Origin of the sequence: Nonomuraea sp. N2-4H, from assembly GCF_045291505.1 — a bacterium.
Taxonomy (GTDB): Bacteria; Actinomycetota; Actinomycetes; order Streptosporangiales; family Streptosporangiaceae; genus Nonomuraea; species Nonomuraea fastidiosa.
The window spans coordinates 1,224,363-1,238,736 of the sequence record NZ_CP147987.1; the positions used below are offsets into that span (position 1 = coordinate 1,224,363).

15 protein-coding genes are annotated in these 14,374 nt (G+C 70.6%); 7 read left to right on the forward strand and 8 right to left on the reverse strand.

Annotated features, from left to right (window positions below):
• The first annotated feature begins 44 nt into the window (after nt 1-44).
• The 3 genes from WBK31_RS05615 to glyA all read left to right on the forward strand — a co-directional run bounded on the left by WBK31_RS05615 (nt 45) and on the right by glyA (nt 3,889).
• The gene (locus WBK31_RS05615; protein ID WP_378784448.1) at nt 45-977 is read left to right on the forward strand and encodes a YihY/virulence factor BrkB family protein; all 933 of its coding nucleotides are present in this window, start codon (nt 45-47) and stop codon (nt 975-977) included.
• Between the two features lie 38 nt (nt 978-1,015).
• A complete protein-coding gene (locus WBK31_RS05620) occupies nt 1,016-2,461 on the forward strand; it encodes a serine/threonine-protein kinase (RefSeq protein ID WP_406674419.1) in 1,446 nt (481 codons plus the stop codon).
• Nucleotides 2,462-2,638: 177 nt separating this feature from the next.
• Nucleotides 2,639-3,889 (forward strand): serine hydroxymethyltransferase, encoded by a 1,251-nt coding sequence (gene glyA, locus WBK31_RS05625; protein WP_378784445.1) that lies wholly within the window; start codon nt 2,639-2,641, stop codon nt 3,887-3,889.
• A 175-nt stretch (nt 3,890-4,064) separates the two neighbouring features.
• Here glyA and WBK31_RS05630 read toward each other — a convergent pair whose 3' ends face one another.
• Nucleotides 4,065-4,796 (reverse strand): anti-sigma factor family protein, encoded by a 732-nt coding sequence (locus tag WBK31_RS05630; RefSeq protein ID WP_406674420.1) that lies wholly within the window; start codon nt 4,794-4,796, stop codon nt 4,065-4,067.
• Complete coding sequence (locus tag WBK31_RS05635) at nt 4,793-5,281, reverse strand: sigma-70 family RNA polymerase sigma factor (RefSeq protein ID WP_378790126.1); 489 nt, start codon at nt 5,279-5,281, stop codon at nt 4,793-4,795. Before WBK31_RS05635 ends, WBK31_RS05630 begins: the two co-directional genes overlap by 4 nt.
• Before the next feature lie 353 nt (nt 5,282-5,634).
• Here WBK31_RS05635 and rsgA point away from each other — a divergent pair, with 353 nt between their 5' ends.
• Together rsgA and WBK31_RS05645 are read left to right on the forward strand one after the other, a co-directional pair.
• On the forward strand, nt 5,635-6,732 hold the full coding sequence (gene rsgA / locus WBK31_RS05640; RefSeq protein ID WP_378784442.1) for a ribosome small subunit-dependent GTPase A: 1,098 nt from the start codon (nt 5,635-5,637) through the stop codon (nt 6,730-6,732).
• A gap of 481 nt (nt 6,733-7,213) precedes the next feature.
• Nucleotides 7,214-7,873, forward strand: a complete 660-nt coding sequence (locus WBK31_RS05645) for a phosphoribosyltransferase family protein (RefSeq protein ID WP_364067422.1) — start codon at nt 7,214-7,216, stop codon at nt 7,871-7,873.
• Here the strand turns inward: WBK31_RS05645 and WBK31_RS05650 are convergent.
• Nucleotides 7,838-8,311 (reverse strand): ATP-binding protein, encoded by a 474-nt coding sequence (locus tag WBK31_RS05650; RefSeq protein WP_406674421.1) that lies wholly within the window; start codon nt 8,309-8,311, stop codon nt 7,838-7,840. The two genes, WBK31_RS05645 and WBK31_RS05650, sit on opposite strands and share 36 nt — an antisense overlap.
• A 188-nt stretch (nt 8,312-8,499) precedes the next feature.
• Here WBK31_RS05650 and WBK31_RS05655 point away from each other — a divergent pair, with 188 nt between their 5' ends.
• On the forward strand, nt 8,500-9,324 hold the full coding sequence (locus WBK31_RS05655) for a helix-turn-helix domain-containing protein (protein ID WP_406674422.1): 825 nt from the start codon (nt 8,500-8,502) through the stop codon (nt 9,322-9,324).
• A gap of 132 nt (nt 9,325-9,456) precedes the next feature.
• On the forward strand, nt 9,457-9,690 hold the full coding sequence (locus WBK31_RS05660) for a DUF397 domain-containing protein (protein ID WP_364067425.1): 234 nt from the start codon (nt 9,457-9,459) through the stop codon (nt 9,688-9,690).
• Between the two features lie 88 nt (nt 9,691-9,778).
• Here the strand turns inward: WBK31_RS05660 and WBK31_RS05665 are convergent, their stop codons facing one another.
• From WBK31_RS05665 to WBK31_RS05685, 5 genes are all read right to left on the reverse strand, one after another.
• A complete protein-coding gene (locus tag WBK31_RS05665) occupies nt 9,779-10,438 on the reverse strand; it encodes a hypothetical protein (RefSeq protein WP_406674423.1) in 660 nt (219 codons plus the stop codon).
• Nucleotides 10,439-10,949: 511 nt separating this feature from the next.
• Nucleotides 10,950-11,261, reverse strand: a complete 312-nt coding sequence (locus tag WBK31_RS05670) for a WhiB family transcriptional regulator (RefSeq protein ID WP_080036407.1) — start codon at nt 11,259-11,261, stop codon at nt 10,950-10,952.
• 100 nt (nt 11,262-11,361) lie between these two features.
• A complete protein-coding gene (locus WBK31_RS05675; RefSeq protein WP_364067429.1) occupies nt 11,362-12,207 on the reverse strand; it encodes a sucrase ferredoxin in 846 nt (281 codons plus the stop codon).
• 127 nt (nt 12,208-12,334) lie between these two features.
• Nucleotides 12,335-13,852 carry a glycerol-3-phosphate dehydrogenase/oxidase gene (locus WBK31_RS05680; RefSeq protein ID WP_406674424.1) on the reverse strand — a complete coding sequence of 506 codons (1,518 nt, stop codon included), beginning with the start codon at nt 13,850-13,852 and terminating at the stop codon, nt 12,335-12,337.
• A complete protein-coding gene (locus WBK31_RS05685; RefSeq protein ID WP_364067432.1) occupies nt 13,845-14,357 on the reverse strand; it encodes a helix-turn-helix domain-containing protein in 513 nt (170 codons plus the stop codon). Before WBK31_RS05685 ends, WBK31_RS05680 begins: the two co-directional genes overlap by 8 nt.
• Nucleotides 14,358-14,374: the final 17 nt, after the last annotated feature.

Here is a 14,374-nt window from a genome sequence, read left to right on the forward strand (position 1 = left end):
ACGTAAGCTGTGGCGAAGAGTCACTGCTAATACCGTTGGGTGCCATGACGTCCACCGAAGCCCCTCCCCGGCCCAAACGAGGGCTCGTCACCCATGCGAGGGCCAGGCTCAGCTGGGTGCTCGACACCAAGTCGTGGGCGATCGTGCGCGCCGCCACGAACGCCGGCGTCACCTATCGCGTGACCGGTCTGGCCGGTGAAGCGGCCTTCTTCGCGCTGCTGTCGCTGCCGCCGTTCGTGCTGGGGCTGATCGGCGTGCTGGGCAAGCTCGGCACGTGGCTCGGCCCCGGCGTCGTCGGCGAGGTGAAGACCTGGGTCATCCAGCAGGCCGCCCTGCTGTTCACCGAGGACGCCGTCGACAAGGTCATCAACCCGCTCATCACCGACGTGCTCAGCGACGACGCCGGCAAGGTGTCGATCATCTCGCTGGGCTTCCTGCTCTCGCTCTGGTCGGGCTCGCGGGCGCTCTATGTCTACGTCGACCTGATATCCGTCGCGTACGGGCTGGGGGAGGAGCGCGGCATCATCCGCACCCGCCTCATGTCGTTCGGCCTGTACGTCGTGGGCCTCATCATCGGCATCATCGTCATGCCGATCCTCGTCGTCGGGCCCACGCTCATCAAGGACGCCCTGCCCGCCGACTACGGCGTCCTGGTGGACGTGGCCTACTGGCCGGTCGTCATCGTCGGCTCCGTGCTCTTCCTGACCGTGCTGTACCACGTCAGCGTGCCCGTGCGCACGAAGTGGTACCGCGAGCTGCCCGGCGCCATCCTGGCGCTGTTCTTGTGGATCGTCTGCGCGGCCGTGCTGCGCGAGGTGCTGGCCGCCTGGTTCTCGCCCGTCTCCGTGTACGGCTCCCTGGCCGCGCCCATCGCGCTGCTGCTGTGGCTCTACATCACCGCGCTCGCCGTGCTCATCGGCGCCATACTCAACGCGGAGGTCGACCGGCTCTGGCCCGGCGTGAGCCGGACCAAATAGCGTTCCTTCCGCCTGGGGTGTCCGGAATAATCCCCTCGATGGAATCGCCACAGCGGGTCGGTCCCTACACCCTGGTGAAGAAGCTCGGCGAGGGCGGCATGGGCGTCGTGCACCTCGCCCACGATCCTGCGGGACGGCAGGTCGCGCTCAAGATGATGCGCGCCGACCTGGCCGGGCAGGAGGAGTTCCGGCGCAGGTTCGGCAAGGAGAGCGAGGCCGCGCGGCGGGTCGCGAGGTTCTGCACCGCACCCGTGCTGGACGCCGGGTTCCACGACGGCATCGCCTACATCGTCACTGAATACGTCGAGGGCCCCGATCTGTCGGCGGTGGTCTCGCGGGCGCCGCTCACCGGCGCGAACCTGGAGGCGCTCGCCGTCGGCGTGGCCACCGCCCTGGCCGCCATCCACGCCGCGGGGGTCGTCCACCGCGACCTCAAGCCGTCCAACGTGCTGCTCAGCCCGCTCGGGCCGCGCGTCATCGACTTCGGCATCGCACAGCTCGCCGACGCCTCGGGCGCGGTGGCGACCGTCGCCAGCTCGATGGGGACGCCCGCGTACATGTCGCCCGAGCAGGCTCGGGGCGAGCACGTGACGCCGGCGAGCGACATCTTCTCCTGGGGCTCGCTGGTGGCGTACGCGGGCACCGGCAGGCCGCCGTTCGGCACCGGAGGCGTGCCCGAGGTCATCTACCGCATGATCAACCACGCGCCCCGGCTCGACGGGCTCGACGAGCGGGTGCGGCCGCTGGTCGAGCGGGCGCTGGACAAGGACCCGGCCCGCCGGCCGACCGCCCAGCAGCTCATCGACACGCTGCTGGGCCGCTCGCAGGTGCCGGTGGCCGCGGCCACGCAGGCCGTCTCCGAGACGTGGACGCCGGTCGTCCTCCCGCTCAACCGGCCCGAGGTCAGGCCGTCCGGACCGCAGGCAGGGCCGCCTGTGCCCGCCGGGACGTCCGCGACCCGGCAGCAGGGCGCTCCCCGGCGCAGGCTCTGGCCGGTACTCGTCGTGGGCGTGCTCGCCGCCGTCGTGGGCGCGGCCGCCGCGCTCGTCGCCGTACGTCCTTGGGAGCGGCCGGGACCCGTGCCCGGCACGCCTGAGGCGACCCACAAGGTGGATGCGCTCGGCACCACGTTCGAGGTCACCATCGACTCCCTGGTCCGCCAGGGCAAGGCCGCCCGCCTGCAGTGGACCGTGAAGAATGTCGGGAAAGAGGAACCCCTCATCTATCGCAAGTTGGGCAGGAACGCTCGCGACTCCACGGTGTCACAGGTGTCGATCGTTCCGCCGGGCGTGGGCGACGCGCTCTACCCGGTGATCGACGAAGGCCATTGCCGGTGCGCCACCGTCCCTGGAGGCTTCTTTCACCAGGGCGAGCAGCTCCAGCTCTGGGCCGTCTTCGAGGGCCTGCCCGAGGACGCCGACCACGTGGACGTCAACCTGAGGCTCTTCGGCCTGTTCAGGCACGTGGCCGTCGAAGAGGCGTGAAGAACCTGGCACGCTTCGCCGGCGTGCTGATCACCAAGGATCAGGGGCCTGTCACATCCGCTATCGTCTAGGGCGAGACGCGACTGGCGCATCAGGTGGGAACGACCACCAGGGAGCGAAAGGAGCGGAGGCCGTGCGCCTGGGTCTTCGCAGATCGTCAACGATGACAGGAGAGTCATGGGTTCTCTCGCTAGCGTCGACCCGCAGATCGCCCAGCTCATCCAGGCTGAAGAGCGTCGCCAGGCCGACACCGTCAAGCTGATCGCGTCCGAGAACTACGTGTCCAAGGCCGTGCTCGAGGCCACCGGCACGGTGCTGACCAACAAATACTCCGAGGGCTACGCGGGCAAGCGCTACTACGAAGGCCAGCAGGTCATCGACCAGATCGAGACCCTCGCCATCGAGCGCGCCAAGTCGCTGTTCGGCGTCAACCACGCCAACGTCCAGCCCTACTCCGGCTCGCCCGCCAACCTCGCCGTCTACATGGCGTTCCTGCAGCCCGGCGACACCGTGATGGGCATGGGCCTGCCGTTCGGCGGCCACCTCACCCACGGCTGGTCGGTCTCGGCCACCGGCAAGTGGTTCAACCCGGTCCGCTACGGCGTGCGCAAGGACACCGGCCGCATCGACCTCGACGAGGTCCGCGAGCTGGCCCTGCAGCACCGGCCGAAGCTCATCTTCTGCGGCGGCACCGCGATCCCGCGCACCATCGACTTCGAGGGCTTCGCCTCGATCGCCCGCGAGGTCGGCGCCGTGCTCGCGGCCGACATCGCCCACATCGCGGGCCTGGTCGCGGGCGGCGCACACCCGTCGCCGGTCGGCCACGCCGACGTGATCTCCACGACCACCCACAAGACGCTGCGCGGCCCGCGCGGCGCGATGCTCATGTCGATGACCGACGAGCACGCCACCGCGCTCAACAAGGCCGTCTTCCCCGGCCTGCAGGGCGGCCCGCACAACCACACCACCGCCGCCATCGCGGTCGCGCTCCACGAGGCCGCCCAGCCGGAGTTCCGCGAGTACGCGCACCAGATCGTGCGCAACGCCAAGGCGCTGGCCGACGAGCTGTCCGCGCGCGGCTTCGACCTCGTCTCCGGCGGCACCGACAACCACCTCATCCTGCTCGACCTCACGCCCAAGGGCATCGGCGGCAAGCCGGCCGCGCAGGCGCTCGACCGCGCCGGTCTCGAGACCAACTACAACACGGTCCCGTTCGACCCGCGCAAGCCGTTCGACCCGTCCGGCATCCGCATCGGCACGCCGTCCGTCACCTCGCGCGGCATGGGCGAGAACGAGATGCGGCAGATCGGCGCCTGGATCGACGAGGTCGTCTCGGCCGTGGCCAAGGGCGACGCGGAAGACGTCATCAACCGCGTGCGCAACGAGGTCACCGAGCTGACCTCGCAGTTCCCCGCCCCGGGCCTGTAAGAGCCGCGTACCACCACGCCCGTCAGGGGCGCGGTGGCCACCGGAGACGGCCAAGCGCCCCGCCGCACGGGCTCCCATGCGCGGCGGGGCGCTGTTCGCGAGCGGGGCGTGGCCGGAATGCCCCGCCCGCCGATCGTGGCCGCGTACGCGGCGCGCCGCCGTGAACGGCGGCGGGTCAGGTCTCGATGGTGAGCAGCCGCCTGCCGTCCGAGGTGACCACCTCGAAGTAGTCGATGTCCGCAAGCCGCGTCGCGCTGCCACCGTGCATGTAGAGCGGGTCCGGCGACCCCGGCACTCCGTACCCGGCTGGAGGTACGGACCACCCGGTCATCACCCGGCGCTCACCCGACTTGGCGACCGAGATCAGCTCGCACTCCAGAGGCCCCTTGACGCCCGCCAGCTTCAGCGCCGCGTGCGTGCCCCACTTCTTCGACTCGACCACCAGCCCCCCGGTGACGCCGTCCACGCCCTTGCCCTGGATCGGGCGGCCCTCGGCGTAGAACTGCTCCGCGGTGCCCATGTGCGTACTCATCTCACCGCTTCGGCCCTGCGCGAGCGGCGCGGCCTCGCCCGCGTCGAGCTGCGTGCCGACCACCAGCCCTCCGGCCACCAGCGTGACCGCCGCCGCCATGCCGATCACGAACGTCCCCCTGCGCGCCCGCCGGTCGGCCGCGCGCTTGCGCCGCAGCAGGCTCACCACGTCGGAGCGGCGGTCATCGGAAGGGGGGCCGAGGTCCTCGACAGGGCCGATGCCGTGCAGCACGTTCGCCACGCCCGACAGCTCGTGCAGCTCGTAGCGGCACGAATTGCAGCCCAGCAGGTGCGCCTCGAACGCCAGCCGGTCGTCCTCGTCCAGCAGCCCGAGCGCGTAGGCGCCCACGTCCGTGTGCTCGACTCTCGAAGTCACGCCGTCACCCCCCTCTCCTCCAATGCGATGCGGAGCGCGCGGACGGCGTAGTAGACGCGGGACTTCACGGTGCCCACGGGGATGCCGAGGGCCGCGGCGGCGTCGTTGACCGACCGGTCCCGCAGGATCGTCTCGTTGAGGATCTCGCGATGTGCCGGCGACAGCGCCTTCAGCGCCTCGGCCACGACGACCTGATGCAGCAGTCCCTCCATCTCGTCGGGAACGGGCAGGCTCTCCAGCGGTCCGGCGCCCGACTCCTGCGGCCGGGCGTCCTTCCGCCGCCGATCATCGATCACGATACGTCTGGCGACCGTGGCGAGCCAGGGCATCAACGAGACCGAGTCAGGGTCGAGCCGCTCCGCACTCCGCCACGCCCTGATCATCGTCTCCTGCACCACGTCTTCCGCCCACTGCCGATCGCCCGCGGTCAGCCGGATCACGAAGGCCAGCAGCGGCCTGTGGTACTCCCGGTAAAGCGCGGACACGACCACCTCGTCGTCCGGGCGTACGCGCCGGATCCAGTGGCGTAAGCGCGGCTTGCCCGACGGTACGGCTTCCTCGGCCGAGGACGGGGGATACGTGCTGGTTCGCATCATTCCCCTTTCTCAGTCCGTCGGCAGGTGGTACGGCCGGCCGCCCTGACGCGGTTCAACAAGCGGCGGAACATAATGCGATTGCATCGCCGGGGCCGCTTGCGTAGAGTCGCTTCGGCAAACGATCGAGGAGGTGAGGACTATGCGGGTCATTGTCTTCGCCGTGCCTTCAGTCCACCTCCGGGCGCTCGTCTGAGCGGCCCCGAGCCTTCCTTGTCACCTTCTCGATCAAAGGTTTCACTGCGTTGTCTTACGATCTTTCGCTGTTCGGCTGGACCGGCCTGCGCGCCGCCGACCTTCCCGACGGCACCGTCCCCGCCCGGGTGTCCCGCGTCGATCGCGGCGCCGCCGAGGTGATCGCCGCCGACGGCCAGCACCACGTCAAGTACGGCGCCCGCGTACGCCGAGCCTCGGCCGCCGACCCCGTCGCGCTGCCCTGCGTCGGCGACTGGGTGGCGCTCACCTGGCTGCCCGAGGGCCGCTACGAGCTCGACGAGGTGCTGCCGCGCACCACCGCGTTCGTACGGGGCGGCGTCAGCCGCGACTCCGTCGGCGGGCTGTCCGGCGACGGCCAGGGCCAGGTGCTCGCCGCCAACGTCGACATCGTCTTCGTGGCCGAGCCGTCCATGCACTCCACCGACTTCGCCGACCTCGGCCGCATCGAACGCCTCGTCGCGCTGGCCTGGGAGTCCGGCGGCACGCCCGTCGTGCTCGTCACCAAGTCCGACCTGTTCGACAAAGGACTCGACGACCTGCTCGCCGACGTCCGCACGGCCGCGCCCGGCGTGGACGTGCACGCCGTATCGTCCCTGAAGGGCGACGGCGTCGAGCTGGTCGCCGGCTACCTCGAGGGCTCGCGCACCGCCGTCATCCTCGGCCCGTCAGGAGCCGGCAAGTCCACCCTGGTCAACGCGCTGGCCGGGGAGACCGTCATGGAGACCCAGCAGGTACGCGCCGCCGACGGCCGCGGGCGCCACACCACCGTCCACCGCGAGCTGATCCCGCTGCCCGGAGGCGGGCTGATCATCGATACGCCGGGCATCCGGCGGGTCGGCCTCTACGACATCGGCGATGGCGTCGACCGCGTCTTCTCCGACATCGACGCGCTGGCCGCCGGCTGCCGCTTCGGCGACTGCGGCCACGACAGCGAGCCCGGCTGCGCGGTGCTCGCGGCCGTCGAGAACGGCGACCTGCCGGAGCGCCGCCTGCACAGCTGGCGCAAACTGCAGCGCGAGGCGTTGTGGATGGCGGCCAGGACGGACGCGCGGCTGCGCAAGGAGCAGCAGAACCGGTGGAAGGTGATCCACAAGGAGATGCGCCGCTCCGGCCGCAACCGGCCCTGACGTCGGTGCACGGGCGGCCGGCGACCCCGTGAGCCTCGCGCCCAGGCGGTGGCCGATCCCCCGGCCTCGGCGCGGTGGGCGGGCTGGCGAGCTTGCGGCCTCGGGGCGGTGGGCGCGGGCGTACGCGAGCGCTCGCCGAGCGGCCGGTCCCGCGAGCGCTCGCCGAGCGGCCGGTCGCGCGAGTGCCCGCCCGCCCTCCCGAGCGGGGGCGGGCGCACCCGCCTGACCGGTCGGTGCCGGCCCAGGTGCCGGGCACCCGGCGGCAGGAGCGCTGTCGCGCGTCCTCCCGTTTCGGTCGCTGTCAACGGTGGCGCGACCCCACCCTTTCGGCGACCCCACCCTTTCGGCTGTGCGCCGAGGGAACCCTCGCGGAAGTGCCCCTTCCGAACGGGTTGGCGCGGGACGGCCGCAGACTCCGGAGGAAGCCGACTCCGGCGGAAGGGGACGAAAGGGGCGGCGGGGAGCGGGTAGGGCACCAATCATGGAGCTCTTCGCAGACCGGGCCCAGGCAGGGGCGCTGCTCGCGGAGCGGTTGCGGGGCGCGCGCGACCCCGTGGTCCTCGCCCTGCCGCGCGGCGGCGTGGCGGTGGCGGCGCCGATCGCGCGTCGTCTCGGCGTGCCGCTCGAGGTGCTGGTGACCAGGAAGATCGGCTACCCGCCGGCTCCCGAGCTCGGGGTCGGCGCGGTGGCCGAGGGCGGTGAGCCGGTGTTCGACCACGTGCTGCTGCGCCGTCTCGGCATGACGCCGGAGTCGGTGGCGGACGTGGTACGGCGGGAGCGGCGCGAGCTGGCCCGCCGGGTACGCGTCTACCGCGGCGACCGCCCGCCGCCGTCGCTGGAGGGCCGCGAGGTGATCGTGGTGGACGACGGGCTGGCGACGGGCGGCACCGCACGGGCGGCGCTCAGGGCGGTGGCCGCGGCCAAGCCCGCGAAGGTCACGCTGGCCGTCCCGGTCGGGTCGCCGGACACGGTGGCGTCGCTAAGGGATGAGGCGGACGAGGTGGTGGTGCTGCGGACCCCGGCGGACTTCCATGCGGTCGGGCAGTGGTACGAGGACTTCGAGCAGCTCACCGACGACGACGTGCTGCGCCTGCTGGAGGAGGGGTCAGCCGGTGATGACGGCCCAGACGAGTTTGCGTGAGCCGCCGGCGGACAGCCAGCCCCAGGCGGAACAGAGGGCGTCCACGAGCCGCAGGCCGCGCCCGTACTCGGAGAAGACGTCGGGCGCCGCGGCGACCGGCACGGTACGGCTGTGGTCGGTGACCACGCAGGCCAGATCGCTTCCGTGGGCCAGGATCCTGAGCTGCACGGCGCCGCCGCCGTGGCGGATCGCGTTGGTCACCAGTTCGGAGACCACCAGTTGCAGGTCGAAGGCGGCCTCCACGACGCCCCAGGTGCCGAGCGTCTGATCGACGAAGCGCCGTGCGGTGGCCACGCACGCGGGCTCGACTGTCGCGTTGCGGGGAAAGGGGAAGACGGCGTCGCACTCGCCGGGCCGCCCGTCGACCAGGATGGACGAGAGCCATGCCGGTGGCCGGGAACCAATGGCGGCTTGCGGCCGTGCGTCGAAAGTCGTCATCCTGGCCCCCGAAGCGCGGTCTGGTGATCCAATACCCATCTTTACGGCCAGTGCTTACCGATGCAAGACTTTTCGTAGTTTACGGATGCGAATCGCATCTGCACGTGCAGAAGAGTCCGAGGAGCGGTGGAGTGAGCGCGGAGAGCACGGAGGGGAAGCTTCTCAGCCATACGCCTGGAAGCCCTACGGTGCTGCGGATTCTGCTGGGAACTCAGCTGCGCAGGCTCCGCACGGAAAAGGGTATCTCCCGGGAGGACGCCGGGTATGCGATTCGCGCATCTCATGCAAAGATCAGCCGATTGGAGCTAGGTCAGGTCAGTTTCAAGCAGCGTGACGTGGCCGACCTGCTCACCCTGTACGGCGTCACCGACCCCAAGGAGCGCGAGCCGCTGCTGACCCTGGCCAAGCAGGCCAACGCCCCCGGCTGGTGGCACCGGTACAGCGACCTGCTGCCCTCCTGGTTCGAGGTCTACATCGGCCTGGAGGGCGCCGCGTCCAGCATCCGCACGTACGAGAACCAGTTCGTCCCCGGCCTGCTGCAGACGCCCGAGTACGCCAGGGCGGTGATCTCGCTGGCCCACGAGAAGGCGCCGAAGGACGAGCTGGACCGCCGGGTGGCGCTGCGGATGACGCGGCAGAAGCGGCTGGAGACCGGACTGACGGTCTGGGCGGTGATCGACGAGGCCGTCGTGCGCCGCATGCTCGGCGGCCGCGAGGTCATGCGCGCGCAGATCGCCCACCTCCTCGACGTCACCGCGGAGCGCAACGTGACCATCCAGGTCATGCCGTTCGAGCGGGGCGGGCACGCGGCGGCCGGCGGCCCGTTCAGCATCCTGCGCTTCCCCGAGCGCGAGCTGCCCGACGTCGTCTACATGGAGCAGCTCACCACCGCCCTGTACCTGGACAAGCCCGCCGACTCCGACCACTACATGGAGGTCATGGACCGGCTGAGCGTCCAGGCGGAGGAGCCGAGGGCGACCAGGCGCTTCCTGGAACGCCTGCTCTCCGACTGAGTCACATATCCGTGTGATCCACTCCATAGAGGGATTTTGGCTGTCCGGTATATGGAGCCCGTCGTGTTGCCGTATTGTCACCTCGCAAGCGCGGATGCACGTGCATCCGTAAGATCGCGAGGAGCTGCCCCCATGCAAGAGTTCCGGAACGGAACGCCCGCCGGCCGCCTTCCCGTCGTCTGGCGCAAGAGCAAGCGGAGCAACCCCAACGGCAACTGCGTCGAGGTCGCGAGCCTGCCCAACGGGGAGATCGCCATGCGTAACTCACGCTTTCCCGACGGTCCCGCGCTTGTCTACACGCCGGCCGAGATGACCGCGTTCGTCCTCGGTGCCAAAGACGGCGAGTTCGACGACCTGATCGTCTGACCGCATCCCGTGTTCCGCCCCCTCGAGGGCGGAACACGGGATGGCGTTCCTGGCCGTGCTCCCGCGCCGCGCCGCCTTTTCGGTCAGGTCAGGTGGTTTCGGTTTCGGGCGGGAGTGCGTTGTGCCAGCGCCAGTTCGTCTGGCGAGGCCGTCCCGGCAGGTCGCCGCGGCCCGTGGCCCACAGCAGGGTGGCCCAGGGGTCGCCGCCCTCCGGGGCATTGGGGAAGAGGCGGCCGAGCGCGCGTGCGCACACGCCGGCGGGCGGCGTCCATGACAGGCCCAGCCCCTGCGCCAGGTCGTGCACGTGCATGAGCGTTTCGACCAGGCCCATCGCGGCGGAGGCCGAGGTGTCGGCGGGGCCGAACATGTGATGGGCGCGCGCCTGCGGCGGCGCCGTGCGCGCGACCGCGATGAGCAGTGCGCTGCTGCTCTGCAGCACCTGAAGCAGCCCGGTGACGCCGCTCGCGCGGTCGGCGTGCACGCTGTTGCGCGGGCCGCCCGGCCTCCTGCTCTCCATCATGAACGGCACGTAGGCGTCGAGCGGCGGCACTGTCAGCCCGAGCTGGACGGCGTAGGCGAACAGATCGTCGGCGAGGTGCTCGGCCGTCTCCCAGCACGTCCGTTCGAGCGAGCCCGCCCTGGAGTCCCAGGCGGCGGGCTCGTCGGCGTGCGCGAGGATCTCGACGGCCCGCGCGATGACCTCTTGCAGATCGCCGGCCAGGACGGAGGCGGTATGCGAAGTCGGCATGACCGCGACGGTATCGGTCGCCTCCGACGCCCCGCGCGTGGCGAGCCCCGGATGATGCCAGAAGCAGGCAGGGGTATGCGGGGGAAGATGCTGAATTGGTGCAGTGACGAAAAATGTCGGATGCGTCGGCTAGCGTGCCTTTCGTGAGGACAAAGACACGAGAGGGGCGCCGGCGCGTATGAGGGGCCGCACGGGCGATGCGCCGGAAAGCCCGTACGTGGTGATCCGCGTCGGGGATGCGCGCCGAGGCAGCCCGTACGCGGTGATCCGCGTCGGTGATGCGTGCCGAGGCGCGGACGTGGCCTCTCATCGAAGCGGATCGCGACCGCGGCCGGTGTGCGCGGTGCGGAAAACAACACATCCCCCCGCTCGTTCGCGAAGGGATGCCGGTGGCCTGATCAGGCAGTTGTCCCGACCGGGTTCGCCAGAGCCTGGGCATGGAACGCCAGGCTCCGGTTCATCGGGACAACTGCGTGATCACGCGATGTGTGGTGAAGGTGCCGGGTGTGTGTCAGGCGGCGGAGATGCCGGCGCTGGCCGCGCGGCGCATGCGACGGCGACGCTCGCTGGCTCGCTCGTCCTCGTTGAGACCGCCCCACGTGCCGTACTTCTCGGGCCGGGACAGCGCGTAGTCAAGGCACTCGTTGCGGACAGGACACTGGGCGCAGATCGCCTTGGCCTTCCGCTCACGTACGTCACGCTCGGGCTGCCGCTCCCCATCGGGGCCGAAGAAGAGCACGAGGTCCTCACCCCGGCACGCGGCATCATCCTGCCAACCCCAGCTGGGGCGGGGGCGGGCGAGCTGCCGACGTACCTGAGACATGAGAAAACCACCTTCGTGAGAGGTATTTCGGGATTTAAGCCGCATTGGACGCTTTTGGCATCACTGTTCCAACGCAAGGCTGGGCCGTGATGTTCCCAGATCAGGTGAGGGCGGGCGTGGCGTACCGCACAGGCGTGAGCCTGTCCAGCGAAACCAGCCGGTAGGTGGTGATCGTCTCGGCACAAGCCGTACCACACGGCGCAGCGAACGCCGATGGTTCGATCACAACCTGGAGCCGGACGTCACCACAGCGCACGATGGCCTGAGTGACGTCGCCGTCCATCCTGGAGGATTCCACGGCCACTGCGCCGACGGAGCGCTCTCCCGTATGGGCTCGGGCAAAGTGCTCGACGGCTTGCAATGGCTCAGGGATGCCTGCGCGTCCCCGGTAACGGTCGAGGATGACCTCGCCCGCCCGGTACGCGTTAGCCGCTGCCAGTGCAGCAGCCTGAGACATGCTGCCGTAGAAAATTCCGTGTGGCAAGCACACGAGGTTGGCGGCGTAGCGATCGCCGCCAACGTGTGACGTTTCCCACACTCTGTCCGGCATTTTTTCGGCCAGGGACCGAGCGAGGGGCAGTCCAATGCGGGCGCAGCACGCATTGCGCTTGGCGTGCGTGCAGACCAGAAATACCGGCTCGTCTTCAAGTATGCAGGACTCGGGGACCACTCCGGCCACCAGCGCGTCCAGGTCAAGATCGTCAGGACCTGCGATGACGCCCCCGGCGAGCCACGGACGGTCGCCCACGGCGTAGGCCACTAGCACACGGATCCCCTGCTCCTGCTGGCGGGTCCGCCTTCCGGGGCGGCGGATCAGCTGGGGCCTGATACCGCGTTCGAGCGCTCTGCGGACGAGTTCCGAGATTTTTTCAGGAAGTTCGAAGTTTTCCAGGTGCGAGGGCCACGGTCCGGTGTATTCGACGAGCAGCCACAGCCTCGCGCCCACCGTGGCGCTCGCCAGAGTGGGCACCGCTCCGGTGTGGCACCCGGCCGGATGCTCGCAGCCCCTTGCCAACGCACATGCTCCTTCCCCGAACCGACTTAGGTAAGACTAACCTAACGGTTCGGAGAGGTCATGGGCGGGAGGTTCGGTGCAATACCTCCCGTGTCGCCGCAAGGGCCCGCTCCCGGTCCTGCGCCACGAGGCCGATCCGCGTCCGCCGGTCGAGCAGGTCGCCCTCGTCGAGCGCGCCCTCGTGCAGCACCGACCAGAGCAGGTCGCCCGCCGTCAGCCCCAGCCCGACCTCCTCCGGGTGCGCCTTGACCAGCTCGTACGCGGCATCCGCCTCCGAGCCGTACCGATCGGTCACGCGCGGCGGCACGTTCGACGGGCGCGGCCCCGCGCCGATGAGCGGGATCCGCCGCGTACGGCACCGCCCGGCCCGCAGGTTCGCGTGCGCGACCGCCCGATCCACCGCGTCCTCGGCCATCCGCCGATATGTCGTCAGCTTCCCGCCCACGACGGTCACCACGCCGTCGCCCGCGAACACCGCGTGCCTGCGCGACAGATCGGACGTCCTGCCGTCGGCCGCCAGAAGCGGCCTGAGGCCCGCGTACGCGCCCGCGACGGCCTCTCTGGTCACCGGAGTCTCAACAACCCCGTTCAACACCTCCAGCAGCGTTCTGACGTCCTCCTCGGGCGCTTCGGGGACGTCCGGCACCGGGCCGTCCACGGGCTCGTCGGTGAGCCCGACGTACACGCGGCCGTCGTGCTGCGGGAGCACCAGCGCGAACCTGTTGCTCTCGCCGGGCAGCGGCAGGTGCAGGCCCGCGATGAGGCCGGGCAGCGAGCGGGACGCGAGCACGAGGTGGGTGCCGCGCGACGGCCGCAGCCGCACCCGGGGGTCCAGCTCGCCCGACCACACGCCGGTGGCGTTGATCACCACCCGGGCGCGGATCGTGAACTCCTCGCCGGTCAGCTCGTCGCGCACGTCGGCGCCGTTGCCGGTCAGGCGCAGCGCGCGGCAGCGGGTCAGGATCCGCGCCCCATGCGCGGCGGCGGTCCTGGCGATCGCCACGACCAGGCGGGCGTCGTCGAGCAGCCGGCCGTCCCACGACAGCAGGCCGCCGCGCAGGCGCCCGGACGCGCCGTCCGCGCGCAGGACCGGCGCGAGCCTGCGGGTGCGCTCCGGGCTGAGGCGGCTGGGGCCGGGCAGCAGGCGGCGCGGCGTACGGGCGGCGGCGCGCAGCGCGTCGCCGACCCGGTAGCCGGTCATCACCATGGCCGCCTGGCTCCGGGAGACGTCAGGGGTCAGCGGCAGCACGTACGGATGGGCCTTGACCAGGTGCGGAGCGGTCCTGCGGAGCAGGATGCCGCGCTCGACCGCGCTCTCGTACGCCACGTCGACCTGCCCCTTGGCCAGATAGCGCAGGCCGCCGTGCACCATCTTGGAGCTCCATCTGGATGTGCCGAAAGCCAGGTCGTGCGCGTCGATCGCCGCTACGCTCAACCCCCGTGAGGTGGCGTCGAGCGCGGCGCCCGCGCCCGTCGCGCCGAGCCCGACGACCAGCACGTCCAGCCGCCGGTCCGAAAGCTCGGCGACCTCGCGCAGCTCGCGCGATCGTCGTGCGGCATTCAGCGAGCTATCCAAGGTAGGCCTCCAGTAGCGCGGCAAGCTCGGCGTCGAGCTCGTCCATGGTCACGGGGTCGAGCATGGTCGATGCGGACAGCAGGAACGACTGCGCGACGAGCAGCACCGCGCGCGCCTTGCGCGGCCCGCCCGCGACCGGCTCCAGCACCTGGAGCACGGCCTCGTGGCTGGCGCCGCGCCGATCGAGCAGATAGGGCAGCAGCAGTTCGGGGTCCGCTTCCACGATCTTGCGCCACAACGGGTGCTCGCGCAGCCCCCTGACGCCCGCCACCACCGCGCGTACCGGGTCGGACAGGTCGAGCTCCGACACCACGCGTACCCACTCCCTGGTCATGAGGTCGGCGACCAGCGTGCGCACGTCGGGCCAGCGGCGGTAGATCGTCATCCGCGAGACGCCCGCCCTGCGGGCCACGTCGGTGAGCGTCGTCCTGCGCACCCCGTAGGCGAGCACGCAGTCACGTGCCGCGTCCAGCACAGCGTCGTCATTGTGACGATTCGACGTCATGTGTCACAGTGTAAAGG

Coding starts and splice junctions, on each gene's coding strand:
- glyA (WP_378784445.1), top strand. CDS start 2,639: ATGGGTTCTCTCGCTAGCGTCGACCCGCAGATCGCCCAGCTCATCCAG.
- WBK31_RS05665 (WP_406674423.1), bottom strand. CDS start 10,438: ATGCCGACTTCGCATACCGCCTCCGTCCTGGCCGGCGATCTGCAAGAG.
- WBK31_RS05670 (WP_080036407.1), bottom strand. CDS start 11,261: ATGTCTCAGGTACGTCGGCAGCTCGCCCGCCCCCGCCCCAGCTGGGGT.
- WBK31_RS05660 (WP_364067425.1), top strand. CDS start 9,457: ATGCAAGAGTTCCGGAACGGAACGCCCGCCGGCCGCCTTCCCGTCGTC.
- WBK31_RS05615 (WP_378784448.1), top strand. CDS start 45: ATGACGTCCACCGAAGCCCCTCCCCGGCCCAAACGAGGGCTCGTCACC.
- WBK31_RS05650 (WP_406674421.1), bottom strand. CDS start 8,311: ATGACGACTTTCGACGCACGGCCGCAAGCCGCCATTGGTTCCCGGCCA.
- WBK31_RS05685 (WP_364067432.1), bottom strand. CDS start 14,357: ATGACGTCGAATCGTCACAATGACGACGCTGTGCTGGACGCGGCACGT.
- WBK31_RS05645 (WP_364067422.1), top strand. CDS start 7,214: ATGGAGCTCTTCGCAGACCGGGCCCAGGCAGGGGCGCTGCTCGCGGAG.
- WBK31_RS05620 (WP_406674419.1), top strand. CDS start 1,016: ATGGAATCGCCACAGCGGGTCGGTCCCTACACCCTGGTGAAGAAGCTC.